The sequence below is a fragment of the Streptococcus parasanguinis genome, from assembly GCF_047465465.1.
Classification (GTDB): domain Bacteria; phylum Bacillota; class Bacilli; order Lactobacillales; family Streptococcaceae; genus Streptococcus; species Streptococcus parasanguinis_AI.
Window position 1 is genome coordinate 1 of record NZ_JASGZU010000001.1, and the last position, 18,844, is coordinate 18,844.

18 protein-coding genes, 10 tRNA genes and 1 rRNA gene are annotated in these 18,844 nt (G+C 41.1%); 25 read left to right on the top strand and 4 right to left on the bottom strand.

Features of this window, described 5'->3' with window-relative positions; genetic code table 11:
* Positions 1-137 precede the first annotated feature (137 nt).
* The 11 genes from rrf to QM351_RS00055 all read left to right on the top strand — a co-directional run bounded on the left by rrf (position 138) and on the right by QM351_RS00055 (position 1,194).
* A 5S ribosomal RNA gene (gene rrf / locus QM351_RS00005) occupies positions 138-253 on the top strand.
* A 34-nt stretch (positions 254-287) separates the two neighbouring features.
* Positions 288-360: transfer RNA gene (locus tag QM351_RS00010), tRNA-Val, on the top strand.
* A gap of 2 nt (positions 361-362) precedes the next feature.
* Positions 363-435: transfer RNA gene (locus tag QM351_RS00015), tRNA-Asp, on the top strand.
* A 24-nt stretch (positions 436-459) separates the two neighbouring features.
* Positions 460-532: transfer RNA gene (locus tag QM351_RS00020), tRNA-Lys, on the top strand.
* Between the two features lie 6 nt (positions 533-538).
* A tRNA-Leu gene (locus QM351_RS00025) sits at positions 539-620 on the top strand.
* Positions 621-637: 17 nt separating this feature from the next.
* Positions 638-710 (top strand) — tRNA-Thr (locus QM351_RS00030).
* Between the two features lie 23 nt (positions 711-733).
* Positions 734-805, top strand: a tRNA-Gly gene (locus tag QM351_RS00035).
* Positions 806-812: 7 nt separating this feature from the next.
* Positions 813-898, top strand: a tRNA-Leu gene (locus QM351_RS00040).
* A 19-nt stretch (positions 899-917) separates the two neighbouring features.
* Positions 918-991 (top strand) — tRNA-Arg (locus QM351_RS00045).
* A 36-nt stretch (positions 992-1,027) separates the two neighbouring features.
* Positions 1,028-1,101: transfer RNA gene (locus QM351_RS00050), tRNA-Arg, on the top strand.
* A gap of 19 nt (positions 1,102-1,120) precedes the next feature.
* Positions 1,121-1,194: transfer RNA gene (locus tag QM351_RS00055), tRNA-Pro, on the top strand.
* A gap of 82 nt (positions 1,195-1,276) precedes the next feature.
* On the opposite strand, the gene QM351_RS00060 is transcribed toward QM351_RS00055, so the two are convergent.
* The 3 genes from QM351_RS00060 to QM351_RS00070 all read right to left on the bottom strand — a co-directional run bounded on the left by QM351_RS00060 (position 1,277) and on the right by QM351_RS00070 (position 3,489).
* The gene (locus QM351_RS00060) at positions 1,277-1,810 is read right to left on the bottom strand and encodes a DUF402 domain-containing protein (RefSeq protein ID WP_013903172.1); all 534 of its coding nucleotides are present in this window, start codon (positions 1,808-1,810) and stop codon (positions 1,277-1,279) included.
* Positions 1,811-1,919: 109 nt separating this feature from the next.
* Positions 1,920-2,702, bottom strand: coding sequence for a recombination regulator RecX (gene recX, locus QM351_RS00065; protein WP_155198933.1), 783 nt, complete (start codon positions 2,700-2,702; stop codon positions 1,920-1,922).
* Positions 2,703-2,712: 10 nt separating this feature from the next.
* Entirely contained in the window at positions 2,713-3,489 is a 777-nt protein-coding gene (locus tag QM351_RS00070; protein WP_049498318.1) for an aminoglycoside 3'-phosphotransferase, read from the bottom strand.
* Positions 3,490-3,544: 55 nt separating this feature from the next.
* On the opposite strand from QM351_RS00070, the gene rlmD reads away from it, so the two are divergent.
* The 12 genes from rlmD (at position 3,545) to QM351_RS00130 (ending at position 16,273) form a co-directional block, all read left to right on the top strand.
* On the top strand, positions 3,545-4,897 hold the full coding sequence (gene rlmD, locus QM351_RS00075; protein WP_049474394.1) for a 23S rRNA (uracil(1939)-C(5))-methyltransferase RlmD: 1,353 nt from the start codon (positions 3,545-3,547) through the stop codon (positions 4,895-4,897).
* 32 nt (positions 4,898-4,929) lie between these two features.
* Positions 4,930-5,166, top strand: a complete 237-nt coding sequence (locus QM351_RS00080; RefSeq protein WP_049474395.1) for a DUF1858 domain-containing protein — start codon at positions 4,930-4,932, stop codon at positions 5,164-5,166.
* Complete coding sequence (locus QM351_RS00085; protein WP_049474396.1) at positions 5,163-6,509, top strand: DUF438 domain-containing protein; 1,347 nt, start codon at positions 5,163-5,165, stop codon at positions 6,507-6,509. The genes QM351_RS00080 and QM351_RS00085 overlap by 4 nt, the downstream gene beginning before the upstream one ends.
* A 2-nt stretch (positions 6,510-6,511) precedes the next feature.
* Positions 6,512-6,766: a DUF1912 family protein gene (locus QM351_RS00090; RefSeq protein WP_013903179.1), complete on the top strand. Its 255-nt coding sequence runs from the start codon at positions 6,512-6,514 to the stop codon at positions 6,764-6,766.
* A 180-nt stretch (positions 6,767-6,946) separates the two neighbouring features.
* Complete coding sequence (locus QM351_RS00095; RefSeq protein ID WP_414326021.1) at positions 6,947-7,294, top strand: helix-hairpin-helix domain-containing protein; 348 nt, start codon at positions 6,947-6,949, stop codon at positions 7,292-7,294.
* 265 nt (positions 7,295-7,559) lie between these two features.
* On the top strand, positions 7,560-8,138 hold the full coding sequence (locus QM351_RS00100) for a flavin reductase family protein (RefSeq protein WP_342984190.1): 579 nt from the start codon (positions 7,560-7,562) through the stop codon (positions 8,136-8,138).
* A complete protein-coding gene (locus tag QM351_RS00105) occupies positions 8,125-8,694 on the top strand; it encodes a GNAT family N-acetyltransferase (protein WP_414326023.1) in 570 nt (189 codons plus the stop codon). Before QM351_RS00100 ends, QM351_RS00105 begins: the two co-directional genes overlap by 14 nt.
* A 30-nt stretch (positions 8,695-8,724) precedes the next feature.
* Positions 8,725-9,540: a hypothetical protein gene (locus tag QM351_RS00110; protein WP_414326025.1), complete on the top strand. Its 816-nt coding sequence runs from the start codon at positions 8,725-8,727 to the stop codon at positions 9,538-9,540.
* Positions 9,533-12,184, top strand: a complete 2,652-nt coding sequence (locus QM351_RS00115) for a valine--tRNA ligase (RefSeq protein ID WP_414326027.1) — start codon at positions 9,533-9,535, stop codon at positions 12,182-12,184. The genes QM351_RS00110 and QM351_RS00115 overlap by 8 nt, the downstream gene beginning before the upstream one ends.
* 70 nt (positions 12,185-12,254) lie before the next feature.
* The gene (locus tag QM351_RS00120) at positions 12,255-13,334 is read left to right on the top strand and encodes a hypothetical protein (RefSeq protein WP_247920223.1); all 1,080 of its coding nucleotides are present in this window, start codon (positions 12,255-12,257) and stop codon (positions 13,332-13,334) included.
* A gap of 66 nt (positions 13,335-13,400) precedes the next feature.
* A complete protein-coding gene (locus QM351_RS00125; protein WP_414326028.1) occupies positions 13,401-14,621 on the top strand; it encodes a DNA cytosine methyltransferase in 1,221 nt (406 codons plus the stop codon).
* A 77-nt stretch (positions 14,622-14,698) separates the two neighbouring features.
* A complete protein-coding gene (locus QM351_RS00130; RefSeq protein ID WP_414326707.1) occupies positions 14,699-16,273 on the top strand; it encodes a hypothetical protein in 1,575 nt (524 codons plus the stop codon).
* 68 nt (positions 16,274-16,341) lie between these two features.
* Here QM351_RS00130 and QM351_RS00135 read toward each other — a convergent pair whose 3' ends face one another.
* On the bottom strand, positions 16,342-16,956 hold the full coding sequence (locus tag QM351_RS00135) for a TVP38/TMEM64 family protein (protein WP_414326030.1): 615 nt from the start codon (positions 16,954-16,956) through the stop codon (positions 16,342-16,344).
* 183 nt (positions 16,957-17,139) lie between these two features.
* Here QM351_RS00135 and QM351_RS00140 point away from each other — a divergent pair, with 183 nt between their 5' ends.
* Positions 17,140-17,667 (top strand): YqeG family HAD IIIA-type phosphatase, encoded by a 528-nt coding sequence (locus QM351_RS00140; RefSeq protein WP_049514161.1) that lies wholly within the window; start codon positions 17,140-17,142, stop codon positions 17,665-17,667.
* A gap of 2 nt (positions 17,668-17,669) precedes the next feature.
* Positions 17,670-18,776, top strand: coding sequence for a ribosome biogenesis GTPase YqeH (yqeH, locus tag QM351_RS00145; RefSeq protein ID WP_414326033.1), 1,107 nt, complete (start codon positions 17,670-17,672; stop codon positions 18,774-18,776).
* Positions 18,777-18,844 lie beyond the last annotated feature (68 nt).

Consider the following 18,844-nt stretch of genomic DNA (forward strand, 5'->3'; position numbering starts at 1 on the left):
GTGGAAGTTGTGTGAGCAATGGAGCGGACTAATACTAATAGCTCGAGGACTTATCCAAAGAGTCAGAAGATATTGACAACGAAAGGTTAACTTGTTAGAATATAGATGTTCAATTTTGAATGTTTAATCATTCAGAGTTAAGTGACGATAGCCTAGGAGATACACCTGTACCCATGCCGAACACAGCAGTTAAGCCCTAGAACGCCGGAAGTAGTTGGGGGTTGCCCCCTGTGAGATAAGGTAGTCGCTTAGCAAGAGATTGAGCCTAGTAGATACTAGGCTCATTTGGGAGTTTAGCTCAGCTGGGAGAGCATCTGCCTTACAAGCAGAGGGTCAGCGGTTCGATCCCGTTAACTCCCATAGGTCCCGTAGTGTAGCGGTTATCACGTCGCCCTGTCACGGCGAAGATCGCGGGTTCGATTCCCGTCGGGACCGTTAAGATAATGAAAATTATTTTAAGACTCGTTAGCTCAGTTGGTAGAGCAATTGACTTTTAATCAATGGGTCACTGGTTCGAGCCCAGTACGGGTCATATTTTGCGGGTTTGGCGGAATTGGCAGACGCACCAGATTTAGGATCTGGCGCTTTACGGCGTGGGGGTTCAAGTCCCTTAACCCGCATAAGAGAATAATAATGAGCCGGCTTAGCTCAGTTGGTAGAGCATCTGATTTGTAATCAGAGGGTCGCGTGTTCAAGTCATGTAGCCGGCATTTTTTTATATAAAGAAAGCAATGCGAACGTAGTTCAGTGGTAGAACACCACCTTGCCAAGGTGGGGGTCGCGGGTTCGAATCCCGTCGTTCGCTTGAGGAGGCCGGGGTGGCGGAACTGGCAGACGCACAGGACTTAAAATCCTGCGATTGGTAACGATCGTACCGGTTCGATTCCGGTCCTCGGCATAGACAAAGGTTGAAAGAAGCACCCTTAGCTCAACTGGATAGAGTACCTGACTACGAATCAGGCGGTTAGAGGTTCGACTCCTCTAGGGTGCATGGTCGCAAGGCTATGTAATAATTGAATAGGAACGAGCACCCTTAGCTCAACTGGATAGAGTACCTGACTACGAATCAGGCGGTTAGAGGTTCGACTCCTCTAGGGTGCATAAAGCGTAAGCTTTAGATCGGGAAGTAGCTCAGCTTGGTAGAGTACTTGGTTTGGGACCAAGGTGTCGCAGGTTCGAATCCTGTCTTCCCGATAGTATATTAAAAGAGTCTAATGATGTCATTAGATTTTTTTTTATAATTTACAAGAAAAAAGAGCTTGCGCTCTTTCCAACTTTATTTATTTCGCAGTTCAACATAACGGTTATACCATATTTTGATATATTCCTCTGAAAAAGGACCTTTGTTTTGGTTTATCCAATCTACTAGTACTTTTACATTTTCTTTTAAAATATAGTCAATGTCATCTGAATAGTGCATTTTTTCTTTATGTTGCTCATATTCTTCAACATCTAACAATTTCTTTTCACCATTTGTAAAGACCTTGACATCGAGATCATAGTCGATATATTTTAAGGCCTCTTGGTCGATGTGAAAAGGACTTGCTAGGTTACAGTAGTAAGACACACCATTGTCACGGATCATGGCGATGATGTTAAACCAATATTTTTTATGGAAATAAACAATTGCTGGTTCACGAGTGATCCAACGTCTGCCATCACTTTCTGTAACAAGTGTATGATCATTTACTCCAATAATTGCATTTTCGGTTATCTTTAATACCATGGTGTCACGCCAGGTACGGTGTAAACTGCCATCATGTTTATAACTTTGAATTGTAATAAAGTCGCCTTCTTTAGGTAGTTTCATAACTTACCAACTTTCTACAATCTAAGTATATCCTCTATATTGTAACATATTTTTTTAATTTTTTTCTTATTTTTCTATTTTATTTTCAATTTGATTTTTGAATGGGAATTTATGAATCTAAAAATTCTCTAATGGCTGATGTTATATCACTATAATCGTACCCTTTTCTGGCTAATGCTTGGGTTAAACGTTGTTTTAGGTCATAGCCTTCATATTTTTTACTGTATTTACGGTATTGTTTTTCTAATTCTTTTAGGATGAGCTCATTGGTTGTTTCTTCATCTGCTTCTAGTTCAAGATTTTGGAATGCAATCTTTGCTTGGTTGTATGCAAAACCTTTTGAAATGAGTCCTTGGATGATTTTCGTTTCAATGGCTTTTAATGGGTATTTTCCTTGGTATTTCTTTTGGAGTTTTATTGCGGTACGGCTAATAACTTCTGTAAAATCATAGTCAGCAAGAATTTCTTGAAGGATAGATTTTGGGACCCCTTTTTGTTGAATTTTTTGTTGTAATAAGACAGGGCCTTTATCGCCACTGAGGAGGTTGGCCTCTATCAGGTTTCTGGCATATTGACGATCATCTAACCACTTTTCTTCTTTTAGGTGTTGGACAACTTTATCAATAATCTCAGTATCAATCTCATATTTTGTAAGGTAGTCTCGGACTTCTTTTGTTGTTCGAGCTTTAAAGGAAAGATGGTAAAGGGCCAGGTTTTTACCATAGGAGTATTGTGCAAACTCTTGGATTTCTTTTAGCTCTTCTTCACTGATTTCTTTCTCTTTGGAAAGAAAATATTTGACGATGGTATCTTCTGTGATGTAAAGTTTTTGATCATTGTCTAATTCAAGAAGGTAGAGTCTTTTTTTCTTTTCTAGTTTTGTAATTTTCATATTTTTTCTTTTATCCAAACGCTTCAAAGGCAGCAACGAGTCGAAGTTTATGTATATCGACCTGATCTCTTCCATAATAGTCAAGAAATAGTTCAGCGTATTTAGGATCTTGTAGGTTATAGTTGAGGGACCAAACTGCCCAAAAGAGGTCGATATGCCGGTCACTGAAATCAGCCAAACCAAGATCAATAAAGCAAGAGAATTGGTCAGCATCTTTTAGAATAAAGTTCGGTAGACAGGCATCCCCGTGAATAAAGGCATCTGTCTTTAAAAGGTGCCCATGTTCTTGGATGAGTTGGAAGGCCTCTTCGCGACTGTTGATTTGGAATTGGGGTAGGAGCGCCTTGGCATAGAACTCACCTTTTTCATAGTTTTTCAAGGCTCTTTCTTTATAGGCTTGTAAATGATTATCTGATGGAAAATTTTTCGGATTTAAGCTGTGAAGCTTTTTAAGAGCCTCTGCCATGGTACGGCAGATTTTTTCTGGCTGGTCTAAAAAAGCGAGAGCATCATGGCCAATAGCCTCTTTAGTCAGGAGGTAGTCTTTATCTTTAGATAGATATTCGATAACTGGAGTTCCCAGTCCTTTGGTTTCAAACCACCTTGCAATGCTAGCTTCTCGCTCTAATCTTCCCTTTTGATCTATTTTCAAGTAGTAACCTGAATCAAGATAGAGAACCCTTGCGCCTGAATGAGAAGAGCTATCAGAAAGAGTTGCTCCCTCTATATAAGTTCGTAATTGCTCAGGAAAATCCAATGGGGAGAAATGAGATGTCTTTGTATTCATGGTTTTATTGTAACATATTCTTAACCATTGAGAAACTACGTGGTATAATAGACTTATGAGTCTTAAAGTCAAACAAAAAATTCCATTAAAAATCAAGCGTATGGGGATAAACGGGGAAGGTATCGGATTTTTCCAGAAAACCCTTGTTTTTGTTCCAGGAGCCCTCAAGGGTGAAGATATCTTCTGCCAAATTACAAGTGTCAAGAAAAATTTTGCGGAAGCCAAACTCTTATCTGTGAATAAAGCGTCTAAGTATCGGGTGACACCCATGTGTGATATCTATGAGACCTGTGGGGGCTGTCAAATCATGCATTTGAAGTATGACAAGCAGCTGGAGTTTAAAACAGATTTATTGCAACAAGCCTTGAAAAAGTTCTCACCTGAAGGCTTTGAACAGTATGACATTCGGCCAACAATCGGAATGCAGGAGCCTCTTTACTATCGGGCCAAATTGCAATTTCAAACAAGGAAATTTAAAGGCCAGGTCAAGGCGGGTCTCTATGCTCAAAATTCACATTATTTGGTAGAATTAAAAGATTGTTTGGTTCAAGATCAGGTTATTCAAGCGATTGCCAATGATTTTGCGGATTTATTGACTTACTATCAGATTCCAATTGCTGATGAGCGTAAAGAACTGGGTGTCAGAACTATGATGGTTCGACGAGCTCGGAAGTCTGGTCAGGTTCAGATAATTGTGGTCACCAGTCGGCAGATTAATTTAAAGGATTTAGTGGAAGACTTGGTTAAGAAACACCCTGAGATTGTCACCGTTGCTGTTAATAAAAATACGTCTCGCTCCAGTGAAATCTATGGTGAACAAACACAGATTATTTGGGGTGAAGAGGCTATTCTTGAAGGCGTTTTGGATTATGAATTCTCCCTCTCTCCTCGAGCCTTTTATCAACTGAATCCGGAGCAGACTGAAGTCTTGTATAGTGAAGCGGTCAAGGCTTTGGATGTATCGCCAGAGGATCATCTAATTGATGCCTACTGTGGGGTTGGAACGATTGGGTTTGCTTTTGCTAATAGAGTGAAAAGTGTTCGGGGGATGGATATCATTCCTGAAGCGATTGAAGATGCCAAATACAATGCTAAACGGATGGGATTTGATAATACCCACTATGAAGCTGGGACGGCTGAGGAAATTATTCCCCGTTGGTACAAAGAAGGCTATCGAGCAGATGCAGTCATTGTGGATCCACCCCGTACGGGTTTAGGGGCGAAATTGATCGAGACCTTATTGCACTATGCACCTGACAAGATGGTCTATGTCTCTTGTAATGTATCGACTTTGTCAAGAGATTTGGTAGCTTTGACAAAGGTCTATCGGGTTGAATACATTCAATCAGTGGACATGTTTCCACATACGGCAAGGACAGAGGCTGTCGTGAAGTTAGTGAAGAAGTGAAAATGAACGAAATGAGTAAAGGAAATAGGAAAATGGACAATGTTATTGATGTATCGATTCCAGTGGCTCAAGTCATTGATCAACATCCGGAAGTATTGGACTTGTTGGTGGAGTTGGGCTTTAAACCTTTAGCCAACCCCATCATGCGTAATACAGTTGGGCGCAAGGTTTCCTTGAAACAAGGATCAAATTTAGAAGGTACCCCCATGGAGAAGATTGTACAAACGCTAGAAGCTAATGGCTATGAAGTAGTGGGGCTAGACCAATGAGTGATGAACGAATTCATGTCTTGAGAGATATCTTATTAGACCTGCATCATGGAGCCTCTCCTGAGTCGGTCCAAGAGCGCTTTGATGCGACCTTTGCAGGGGTTTCTGCGATTGAGATCTCTCTCATGGAGCATGAACTGATGAACTCCGATGCAGGGGTTACTTTTGAAGATGTTATGGAGCTTTGTGATGTCCATGCCAATCTCTTTAAGAATGCGGTTCAAGGGGTCGAAGTAGCAGATACCGATCACCCTGGTCATCCTGTTCAAATCTTTAAACAGGAGAACTTAGCCCTTCGAGCCGCTATGATGCGGGTACGTCGCTTGCTAGACAATTATGAGACGACTGAGGATCCTGAGATGATTCAGGAGATTCATAAGGGCTTGTTACGTCAGCTGGGCTTGGTGGGTCAATTTGACCGGCATTACCGTCGTAAGGAAGAGTTGATGTTTCCGATTATGGAAAAATATGGTCATGATTCCCCACCAAAAGTGATGTGGGGAGTAGATGACCAGATTCGGGAACTCTTTGCTAAAACTTTGGATGCGGCAAAGAAATTACCGGATTCTAGTATTTCTGAAGTCAAGGAACGCTTTGAAGCCTTTGCACAAGAGTTTGAGGGCATGATCTTCAAGGAAGAGTCGATCCTCTTGATGATTTTGCTGGAGTCCTTTACCCAGGATGACTGGCTCTCCATTGCAGAAGAAAGTGATGCTTATGGTTATGCCATTATTCTCTCAAGTGAGAAATGGGTGCCGAAACGTGTGGACTTCAAGGAAGAAGGAGCAAGAGAGTCAGAGAGTTCAACTGAACCGCTTCCTTCTTCAAAAGGAGATGAGCACCGTCAGGTCATTGAGACTCCTGAGGGACAATTGACGATTACCTTCACGCCTAAGAAAAAAGAAGAGAGCTTCGATCGCAAGCAGCCACAAGCTTTTGGTCATGGATTTTTATCGGTGGAGCAAGCGAATTTAATCTTGAACCAGTTACCAATGGAGATCACCTTTGTCAATAAGGATGAAATTTTCCAATATTACAATGATGCTGCGCCTTTTGAGGAAATGATTTTTAAGAGGACGCCATCGCAGGTAGGACGCAATGTTGAGCTGTGTCACCCACCGAAATATTTGGAGAAGGTCAAAGCCATCATGCAGGGGCTTCGTGAAGGGAAAAAAGACAAGTATGAAATGTGGTTCAAATCAGAATCGCGTGGGAAATTTGTCCATGTCACCTATGCAGCAGTGCGTGATGAAGCGGGAGACTTTCAAGGCGTCTTGGAATATGTTCAGGACATTCAACCTTATCGGGAGATCGATACGGATTTTTATAGAGGAATGGAATAAAGATGAGTTACGAAACAGAGTTTATGAAGGAGTTTGAGGAGTGGATCAAGACCCAAGTTATGATCAATGAAATGGCTCTCGAAGAAAGTAAAAAGGTTTTTGATGAAGACCAGGACGAACGAGCTAAAATAGCCATGATTCGCTATGAAAGCCGTTTAGATGCTTATCAGTTCTTGCAAGGAAAGTTTGAAAATTTCCATGCTGGAAAAGGATTTCATGATTTACCAGATGGCCTCTTTGGTGAAAGAAAATATTAAAATGGCCTTATTGAAGGCGTTTTACTAGCTAGATTTACCTGAAAATTGTGCAATGACTTGATTTTTTAGGGGATTGTGATACAATAAAAAAGTTGAAATGACATCAACGGATTTTTGAATGGAATTATGGTGATGAAACCTTGTTGCCTTAGGAATTGATCACTGAATTTAGGAGGAAAAATGGCAAAGAAGAACGTAAACCGTGCGAAACAATACAAACATCAAAATAGACATCTTTTGAAAAAAGCTGTCGCAACTGTAACTGCAGCTGTGAAAGAAGCACCTAAAAAGGTTGAGAAAGCTACAAAAGCAGTGGCGAAAGAAGTGAAACAAGCAGCTTCTTCAGTGGAAGAATTTGCTACAAGTTTGGAAGGTGTGGCACTTGATCGTGCGCAAACATTCTATGATGAAGGTATTCGCTCTGTTGCGGACTTCGCAAACTGGACAGAAAAAGAGTTGTTGGCCCTTAAAGGAATCGGCCCAGCTACAATCAAGAAATTGAAAGAACTAGGCGTTAAATTTAAATAATCGCTTTTGTGATTTCTTGCTATTTCCAGGAAAACTTGCTAAAATGAACCTATTAGAGGTGTTTTGAATCCCACATTTTACAGAAAGTGGCGGTGCTGAGAAGTCCACAAATGTGTCAAAACTAGTTGCTAATGGATGAAAATGAAATAAACAAAGTTGCGGGCATTGCCCGAAATTGGGTGGTACCGCGGATCAACACATTCGTCCCTGTCAGATTGATGACAGGGGCGATTTTTTTGTTGCAGCCTAGCCAAAGGAGCTTGTCATGAAACAATCTTTTAACACCAGTAAACTTTACTATGGTTTTCCAATCTTCATCTTGGGGTATCAGGACAAGAACTTTGGGCACAATATCACGACCTGTAGTTCCTCTTATAGCCTGGGAGATTGGCTGGTCATCGGGGTTGGTGCTGAGGAAAATGCGGCTGACCAGATTAAGCATTATCAACAGTTCAGCGTGAACATCCCTGATGAAAACTTTATGCTTGAGATGGAGCAGGCTGGTTTTATCAGCCATCGGGAGAAATTGAAACACCTGGGGCTTGACTACGAAATTTCTGAACGGACTCAGGCTCCGATTTTAGAGGCTTGTCCAGTCGTATTGGACTGTCAGGTAGATCGGATTATCGAGGAAGATGGCATCTGCCATATCTTTGCTAAGATTCTTGAGCGACTGACTGATCCAGAGCTCTTGGATGACAAGGGCCATTTTAAAAATAACCGCTTTGCGCCGACTTACTTTATGGGGGACGGCCATCAGCGCGTTTATCGTTATCTAGATGACCGAGTCGATCCCATGGGAAGCTTTATGAAGAAAGCGAGGAAGAAGAATGATAAGAGCTGAACTGCCAGAACGAATCGAAACGGAGCGTCTGGTCTTACGAGTCCGAACAGTAGCTGATGCAGAGGACATCCATGCTTATGCTAGTCTTCCAGAAGTTTCTTACCCAGCAGGTTTTCCACCCGTCAAGACCTTGGAAGATGAGATTTATTATCTAGAGCATATCCTTCCCGAGCGCAATCAAAAAGAAAATCTTCCAGCTGGTTACGGCATTGTGGTCAAAGGAACCGATAAAATCATTGGCTCTGTTGACTTCAACCATCGCCACGAAGACGATGTGCTGGAGATTGGCTATACCTTGCACCCAGACTATTGGGGCCGGGGTTATGTACCCGAAGCAGCGCGTACCTTGATTGACCTGGCTTTTAAAGAACTAGGGCTTCATAAGGTAGAATTGTCTTGCTTTAGCTACAATGTCCAAAGTCAACGAGTTGCTGAGAAGCTTGGTTTCACCCTTGAAGCACGCATAAGAGACCGTAAAGATGCCCAAGGCAATCGTTGTGATGATTTGAGATACGGCTTGCTGAAGAGTGAGTGGGAGGAAACAGTTCGTAGATAATATTAGTAATTCAAAGAGGGGTAAAAAAAAGTGAATACAGATCAGATTATTACGCTCCTCAGTGGAGCAGGAATAGGAGCTGTATTAAGTGCAGTTTTGCTATTTATAAATAACACTAAAAAAAATAAATTAGATTTCATTACGAAAGAACGTTCAGAGTGGAGAAAGGAGATAAAGTCAATTATAGTTGATTTATTGAGTGGGAAGAATCGCTTCTCTGCAATAAATAGACTTGAAACACAGTTAAATCCATATGGTAGATATATATCTAAAGAAGATACATATGAATTTTATATGAATGATAGTCATATTTGGAGATTAGTTGATAATTTCGATTATTCAACTAAAAGTGTAAATGTATTAACAAAATACTTAGAACTACTTTTAAAATATGACTGGGAAAGGTCAAAACGCGAGATAAAACTCGATATATTCAATAGTTTTATATACTTTATTCTTATTATTACTTCTCTATCTAATTCTTTATTAATTCTGTTTAAAATAACTGACTTAACTAAAGGAATAGTACTTGCACTATCATCATTTTTTATGATAGTGAGTGTATTCTATTTTAGAAGCTTTACTAAAAGTTTTAAAAAAAGGCCAATCTTTGAAGGGATCTATATTGGTTTCTTATGTCTTGCTATGTATTATGGTATAGATGGTATGCTGTATTGGCTAATTTTTCCTGAACCAAAAGATTTAAGAAGTTTATTTGTCACATTGTTAATTCTAGCATTAATATTAAGTACAGAACTGAAGATTATTATAGATACTAATATTGAGGAGAAGAAGTATATTATTTGCCTAAAAGAGATTTTAATTAAGGAGAACAAACATGTCTAAAGAACTTTCACCAAAATACAATCCAGCCGAGGTTGAGGCTGGTCGTTACCAAAAATGGCTTGACGAAGATGTTTTCAAGCCTTCAGGCGATAAAAAGGCGAAGCCTTACTCTATCGTCATTCCACCACCAAACGTAACTGGGAAACTCCACCTTGGTCACGCTTGGGATACTACTCTTCAAGATATTATCATCCGTCAAAAACGGATGCAAGGCTTTGATACGCTTTGGCTTCCTGGTATGGACCATGCTGGGATTGCCACTCAAGCTAAAGTAGAAGCCCGTTTGGCTGAAGACGGTATTTCTCGTTATGACCTCGGTCGTGAAAAATTCCTTGATAAAGTTTGGGAATGGAAAGATGAGTATGCGACGACTATCAAGCAACAATGGGGCAAGATGGGTCTCTCTGTAGACTATTCTCGTGAGCGTTTCACCCTTGATGAAGGGTTGTCAAAAGCGGTTCGTAAGGTCTTTGTAGAACTTTACAAGAAGGGCTGGATCTACCGTGGTGAATTTATCATCAACTGGGATCCGAAAGCCCGTACAGCCCTTTCTGATATCGAAGTGATTCACAAGGATGTCGAGGGTGCCTTCTACCACATGAACTACATGTTGGAAGACGGTTCACGTGCCCTTGAAGTAGCAACAACACGTCCGGAGACTATGTTTGGGGATACAGCCGTAGCGGTTAACCCAAATGATGATCGTTATAAAGACTTGATTGGTCAAAATGTTATCTTGCCAATCTTGAACAAGCCAATCCCAATCGTTGGTGATGAACACGCAGACCCTGAATTTGGTACTGGTGTGGTGAAGATCACTCCTGCCCATGACCCTAATGACTTCTTGGTTGGACAACGTCATAACTTGCCACAAGTCAACGTTATGAACGATGATGGTACTATGAATGAATTGGCTGGCGAATTCAACGGCATGGACCGCTTTGAAGCTCGTAAGGCTGTTATCAAGAAGTTAGAAGAAATTGGTGCCCTTGTTAAGATTGAGAAGATGACCCACTCAGTTGGTCACTCAGAGCGTACAGGGGTTATGGTTGAGCCACGCTTGTCTACGCAATGGTTCGTCAAGATGGATCAATTGGCTAAGAATGCGATTGCTAACCAAGACACAGACGATAAGGTAGAATTCTACCCACCTCGTTTCAACGACACCTTCCTTCAGTGGATGGAAAATGTTCACGACTGGGTAATCTCTCGTCAGCTCTGGTGGGGTCACCAAATCCCTGCTTGGTACAATGCTGAGGGTGAAATGTACGTTGGTGAAGAAGCACCAGAAGGTGACGGATGGAAACAAGACGAAGATGTCTTGGATACGTGGTTCAGTTCTGCCCTTTGGCCATTCTCAACTATGGGCTGGCCGGATGTCGACTCAGAAGACTTCAAACGTTACTTCCCAACGTCAACCTTGGTAACAGGTTACGATATCATCTTCTTCTGGGTATCTCGTATGATCTTCCAATCTTTGGAATTCACAGGCCGTCAGCCATTCCAAAACGTCCTTATCCACGGTCTCATTCGTGACGAGCAAGGACGCAAGATGTCTAAATCTCTCGGTAACGGTATTGACCCAATGGATGTTATCGAGAAATATGGTGCGGATGCCCTTCGTTGGTTCCTTTCAAACGGTTCTGCACCAGGTCAAGACGTGCGTTTCTCTTACGAGAAAATGGATGCGTCATGGAACTTCATTAACAAGATCTGGAACATCTCACGTTACATCCTCATGAACAATGAAGGGTTGACCTTGGATGTGGCGCGTGAAAATGTAGCTAAAGTGGCTGCTGGTCAAGCAGGTAACGTGACAGATCGTTGGATTCTCCATAACCTCAATGAAACCATCGGTAAGGTCACTGAAAACTTTGATAAGTTTGAATTCGGTGTGGCTGGTCACATCCTCTACAATTTCATCTGGGACGAGTTTGCGGACTGGTATGTTGAGTTGACCAAGGAAGTGCTTTATAGCGACAATGAGGACGAAAAAGTCATCACTCGTTCAGTTCTTCTTTACACCTTGGATCAAATCTTACGTCTCCTTCACCCAATCATGCCATTCGTAACTGAAGAAATCTACGGTCAAATCTCTGAAGGAACGATCGTGACTGCGGAATACCCAGTGGTTCGTCCAGAGTTTGAAAACGAAGAAGCAGCAGCTGGTGTAGAAGCTCTTAAAGATGTGATTCGCTCCGTTCGTAACTCACGTGCAGAAGTGAACGTAGCGCCAAGTAAGCCAATCACTATCTTGATCAAGACAAGCGACAGCAAGCTTGATGCCTTCTTCAATGATAATGTCAACTACATCAAACGCTTCACAAACCCAGAACACTTGGAAATTGCATCAAACATCCCTGCACCTGAACTCGCTATGTCAAGCGTCATCACAGGAGCAGAAATCTACTTGCCTCTTGCTGACCTCCTCAATGTCGAAGAAGAGCTCGCTCGTCTCGACAAGGAACTGGCTAAATGGCAAAAAGAACTGGATATGGTCGGCAAGAAGCTCTCTAACGAACGCTTCGTAGCCAATGCCAAACCAGAAGTCGTCCAAAAAGAACGCGACAAACAAGCCGACTACCAAGCCAAATACGACGCGACCGTAGCACGGATTGATGAGATGAAGAAACTCGTTAAATAAACACAGAAACACGGCGGAATGCCGTGTTTTTTTGGTATAATGAAAGTACAGATTCAAAGGAGATATAACAGTGTTAACATCAGATGGAAATGAACAAGTATTAATAGGATTGTTATCAAACATTTATTTTTGGATATTTTCAATATCAATATCATCTATTCTCTGGCTTTTTAAAAAGTATATCTATACTAGATTTCAAAAAATAAAAATTAAAAAAATTGATATCAGAAATGTTCCTAAATTCATTAGTGGGAATCAAGTATCTGTTTATCATAACTCAAATGATTTTATAAATTATGTAGAAAATGAACTTGTTATTAAAAATCCAAAAGATGAATTACTAATACATGAATTGGTGATTGACGACATCGAGGTTCTTGATTACTCTTATGAAGATACGATTGTACAAAAAGGTTTCGATTCTCAAAATCAAAGAGTAGACTTTGTGATGTTTAATAATGGGAATAAGTGTAGTAATCAAGCAGAGTATCAGTTATTTTGTTGGTACTTGAACAGAGATAGTAATGAGAAAATACTAATTTTTGAAACTGAATCGAAAATTAAGGATTTACAAGGAGGTGATATAAAAAAAATATTTTCTATAGATTTAACAAATTATATTATAAGCAAACACTTTTCTGATGATTTCCCAGATTTTAAACAGTTGGTGAAATTGGAATTAATAAACAAGTTTACGAAAACAGCTGAAAGTAAAATTGAAATCCCTTATATGTCATCTGGGAAATGCTTTTGTAGAAATTTGGGAGGAGGTGCCGTTCCGATTGATAGAACCATAATTCCGATTGTAGAATTGGTATCCCCATATAAGCAAAAGTATTATAAATTCACAATTAATCATATGTTGTCAAAAGGTGAAAATACATTTCGTTTTAATATTTTAGTAGATGCTCCTATTTCATTAAGCTATCGAGTGAAAATCTTAAGTAATAAAAAAGAATTAGCCCAATATAGTCAAAAGCCATTTTTCATAAAATTCCCAAAATATCAATTAGCATACTCTACTAACGAAAACATCTCCTATTATTTAATTAAAAACGGTTTAGAGGAGAGTGATTTTGAAGATGTTGAATTAAGAGAACCGTCACTAATTAATACAGTCAATAGTATTAAGCAAGAGTTTAATCTATAAAATGGTACTTATTTTCTTATTCATGTTATACTAGAAAAGTTAATATTTTAGAAAGCAGGTAACTACATGACAAATTCTGTAAGTTCGAACCGGCCTGAGAAGTACAACATTGCAGCTTTCTTCTCAGGTGTTGGGGGAATTGAGTTGGGATTTGAACAGACCAACGAGTTCAGAGTGGTGTATGCCAATGAATTTGATAAGTATGCGCGTCAGACTTATCGTTTAAATTATCCGAACACGCATTTGGATAGTCGTGATATTCATGCGGTGCAGCCAGAAGATATTCCGGCTGAGCGCGTGGATGTGATTATGGGAGGATTCCCTTGTCAGGCCTTTAGTATTGCGGGTTACCGCAAGGGATTTGATGATGATCGTGGGGATCTTTTCTTTGAGTTGCTTCGTATGATTGAAGGGCGTAAACCTCGTGCCATCTTTATCGAAAACGTCAAAAACATGGTTGGCCATGACCATGGGAATACCTTCAAGGTTATTCGTGAGGCTTTGACTGAGAACAACTACTTCATCAAGTGGAAGGTCCTCAACGGGAAAGACTATGGAAATATCCCTCAAAACCGTGAACGGATTTACATTGTTGGTTTTGACACAAAAGAAGCCTACGATTTGTTTGAATTCCCAGAAGAAATCAAGCTGACAACGACCTTGGCTGATGTTATTGATTTTGGTGCCAAGCCAGATGAAGCCTACTATTATCGAGAAGGCAAGCAAAATTTCTACGCTGACCTTAAGGCCAACGTGACCAGTCAAGATACGGTCTACCAGTGGCGTCGTCAATACGTTCGTGAGAATAAAAATGGCGTTGTTCCAACCTTAACGGCTAATATGGGAACAGGCGGGCACAATGTCCCTCTTATTTTGACTGACAGTGGGGAGATTCGTAAGTTAACACCGAAGGAAACCTTCAATGTACAAGGGTATCCAAAGACTTTTAAATTGCCTGAGGGTGTTTCCAATGGTCAACTATACAAACAAGCTGGAAATAGTGTGGTTGTCCCTGTGATTAAACGCATTGCAGAACGGATTGCTTTTGCTCTTAATGAGAGTAATGGATCGTCACAGCTTGATCGCTCCGGAAAATTTGCCATTATCTATACCAAGATGAATGGCCAGTTTGAAGGCCAGTCTTATGTGAAAGATTTTGTCTCCACTTATGAGGAGGCAGAGAAGAAGATTGCCTCCTATGAGGATGGTCTTGCCATTTTATCTGACGAAGATTATTTCAGATTGGTAAAAAAACGTGGCAATTTAGAGTTTTACAGCATTATTTAACGAATTATATAAGTAAAGGGACTAGTGAAAATCTAGTCTTCTTTTGATATACTTAAATAAGAAGTGAGGAATGAATGATGTGGGAAAACCTTAAACATGAACAAAAAGAAAAATACAAGACGCTCATTACCAATTTTGCTAGTCTGAGTGAAGCATTTTCTCAAAAAGCTGAAGCCGAAGATTTTAACGATCGAGAAAACTACGTTGCTCCGATTGTCAATTCAAAATTCCAAGAGACTGTTTTCCAAAAAGCTTTTCATGCTGTTGGTGAGGATATTGCCAACACCTCTTATGATGCTTCGCTGGTCGTTGATGAGCAACATAAGTATTTGGTTGGGATTAAATCCTTTGGTTTGGACTCAGGGGATCAAAAGATTGCTCAGTTCAAGAAAGATTCACAGTCTTGGAATGAGTTGTTGAGTGAAATTCGATTTCATGCTGATATTTCACCGGATAAGGAAACAGCTGATAAAGAAAATGATGCCCGCTATGAAAAACTGGCCCGTGAGATTGCGTCTTTGCGAAATCAACGGATTGAATCCTCCAAAGCACTCATAAAGGGATTTCATTCTGATTCTAGTCATGTAGAAGCCGTCTATCATGTTTTGATGCCGACCTCGAAAGGTCATAAACCTCAGATCCATGTGGGAGAGACGACATATTTGCCCGTTGATCTAGACCATCTCAAGATTTTAGGCTCGACAACCAAAAACAATCCGACAAATTTTCGTTTCACAGATGGTCATCATGACTACAAATACACGGCTGCAGATAGTCAGCTCCATATGACCTTTAGGAATAAGGAGATTGTGGTTGATACTTGGGATGTGAATTATGTTGAAGATCCCTTTTATCTATTTGAACACCTTCACTTATTGACATCAGAAAAAAGTGATTCGGAGATTCTTGAGACGGTGTCGTGGGTGATCACAGATAAGCACGGAAATGTAGAAGAAAATTCTGGCTTTAATGCTTTTAATGGTGGATCAAAGTTGGCCAAGAAGGAGCGCTTGCCACGGATTTTAAAGATTCAGGACAAATTTAAAGATAGCCTCGCTCCAGAAGAACTAGCTTTTGTGACCTTCTCTTTAGAAGAAATTCTCTTGAAAAAGTGGTCTACCAAGGAAGAAAAAGCCCAGATGAAGGCTATTCGCGAGGACTTGATTCGTTTTGTACACGAGACGGGGAATGAAAAACTAATCAAAGAAATTGAACAGCTGGTGTATCGTCCAGTCAGTGAAGTGTATATTCCTCTTCCAGACTCCAAACATTTTCATGAGGAGCGTCCGGACTTTTTTGGTAAAGATATTGGAAGGTTTGAGCCAGGTACAAGTAAACTTGTACTCCCAAAAGAAGAACGGACCTTTAAGCTACGATTTTTATCATCAGGTGATGTGATTACGGCCTATATCAACCAAGAAGCTGGGAAGGCCATTCAATCAACTGATAAGCAAGAAATCCTTGGGAATTGGATCCTTCGTGGGGTCTTTCAGTTAAAAGACAGAGAGATTTTAACTGGTAAGAAACTTTCTCAACTAGAAATCAATGGTATCCGTCTTTCCAAATTCAAAAATGGTGAAATTGGCATTGACTTCATCTGGATTGATGTGGACAATCCTCCGGCAGATGCGATCGGTTGGGTTGCGAAATAGAGAGTAATAAACTATTCATAGGACTACAAAAACACCACCTCCTAGTCTTTAGGGGGTGGTGTCATGCTTTAGACCATTTTCCAGAAATAATCAATGATATAGGTCAGGCCGTAGGTGTAGATGACCAGGGTGATAGGTTTGCAGAGGATGATGATGGTCATGTAGCGTTTGAAGGTCATATTGGTCAGACCTGCCAGCATACAAATGAAGTCGGCAGGACTAACTGGCCAGATCATCATGAAGATAAAGAAGCGATCGAACCGCTTGCCTTCATTGAGCCAGCCAATGTACTTGTCATAGGTATTCTGACTGACCATGGATTGGACGAACTTAGGCCCGTACATTCTGGCGAGATGGAAGATAATAGCACAGCCGATGACGATGCCGATGTAATTGTAGATGGTCCCGATAATATGTCCGTAGATGAAAACACCTGCTACAGATGTCAGGGCGCCGGGAATAATAGGTACCACCGTCTGGAGAATTTGGAGCAAGATAAAAAGAGGAGGCCCGAAGATTCCGGCTTGCAAAATAAAGGCCGACAGGGTTTCTTTGGATTGAAGGATTCCAGAAAAGTAGGCCCAGATACAGAAAGCAAGGGTTGCGAGGGCTCCAATGATGGACGACCAATTAATGATACGCTGGAGAAGAGGAGAGACCTCTTTTAAACTTGTTTGTTTCATAAAAAATTCCGAGTTCTTTTTCTTCTACTATACCATGTTTTTGGAACTTTGTAAGGATTTTGTCTATTTTTTGAGCAGTGAAATTGACCTGATAGGAGTCTGTCGTTGTTTTAGTCGTCAAGCGAGTGCGAAATAGCCCATTTTATGCTATAATGGGGAGAATACGAATGTTTGGAGAAAAACGTGTCAATCGAAAATTACAAACCAGATTTTGCGGTGGAGGCAGCCTATGATCTCACCGTTGCAGACTTGAAAAAACAGGGAATTAAGGCGGTCCTTGTGGATTTGGATAATACCTTGATTGCTTGGAACAATCCGGACGGCACCCCAGAGATGCGCCAGTGGTTGCATGACCTTCGTGATGGCGGGATTCGGGTCATCGTGGTGTCCAATAATAGTCCTAAACGAGTCAAACGTGCGGTTGAGAAATTTGATATTGACTTTGAAGCTTGGTCACTCAAGCCCTTTACTTTTGGGATTGATCGGGCTCTCAAACGTTTCCACTATGAGAAAAATGAAGTAGTCATGGTGGGTGATCAGTTGATGACCGATATTCGGGCTGCTCATCGGGCGGGTATTCGTTCGATTTTGGTCAAGCCTTTGGTCGAGCATGACTCTATCAAGACGCAGATTAACCGGGCGCGTGAACGCCGTGTGATGAAGCAAATGGCCGAAAAATATGGTCCGATTGTATATAAAAAAGGAATTTAAGAATGGAAGAATTATTCTGTATTGGCTGTGGAGCCCCCATTCAGACAGAAAACAAAGAGGGGCTAGGCTATACTCCCCAATCAGCTCTTGAAAAGGGATTGGAAACAGGCGAAGTCTATTGCCAACGCTGTTTCCGTCTTCGTCACTATAATGAAATCACAGATGTGCATCTGACAGATGATGATTTCCTGAAATTGCTACACGAGGTAGGAGATAGTGACGCTCTCGTGGTCAATGTAGTCGATATTTTTGACTTTAATGGCTCCGTCATTCCTGGCTTGCCCCGTTTTGTAGCAGGAAATGATGTGCTTTTGGTCGGAAATAAAAAGGATATCTTGCCCAAATCTGTCAAGGATAGCAAGGTGACCCATTGGTTGATGGAGCGAGCCCACGAAGAAGGCATGCGTCCTGTCGATGTGGTCCTCACCTCTGCCCAAAACAAGAGTGCTATCAAGGATTTGATGGAAAAAATTGAGCAGCACCGCAAAGGACGTGATGTCTATGTGGTGGGTGTGACCAACGTAGGAAAATCGACCCTCATCAATGCGATTATCCAAGAAATCACTGGGGATAAGGATATTATTACAACTTCTCGCTTCCCAGGGACAACACTGGACAAGATTGAAATTCCACTGGACGATGGATCCTATATCTACGATACACCAGGGATTATCCATCGCCACCAGATGGCTCACTACTTGACGGCTAAAAACCTCAAGTATGTCAGCCCTAAAAAGGAAATCAAGCCCAAGACTTACCAGCTCAATCCAGAGCAAACCCTCTTCTTGGGTGGTCTAGGACGCTTTGACTTTATCAAGGGAGAAAAGCAAGGTTTCACCGCCTTCTTTGATAACGAACTCAAGCTTCATCGGACCAAACTCGAAGGAGCGACGGCCTTTTATGATAAGCATGTCGGTGGCTTATTAACTCCCCCTAACAGCAAGGAAAAAGAAGAATTCCCACCCTTGGTTTCTCATGAGTTTACCATCATGGACAAGACAGACCTCGTCATCTCTGGACTCGGCTGGATCCGTGTCAATGGAGAAGCAAAAGTAGCCGTCTGGGCACCAGAAGGCGTCGCCGTCGTCACCCGCAAAGCTATTATTTAAAAATTTGAAAGGAAATAGTTTCTTTATAGACTGGGCGAGTGCAACGCGCCTAGAAAGGATACTTTTCG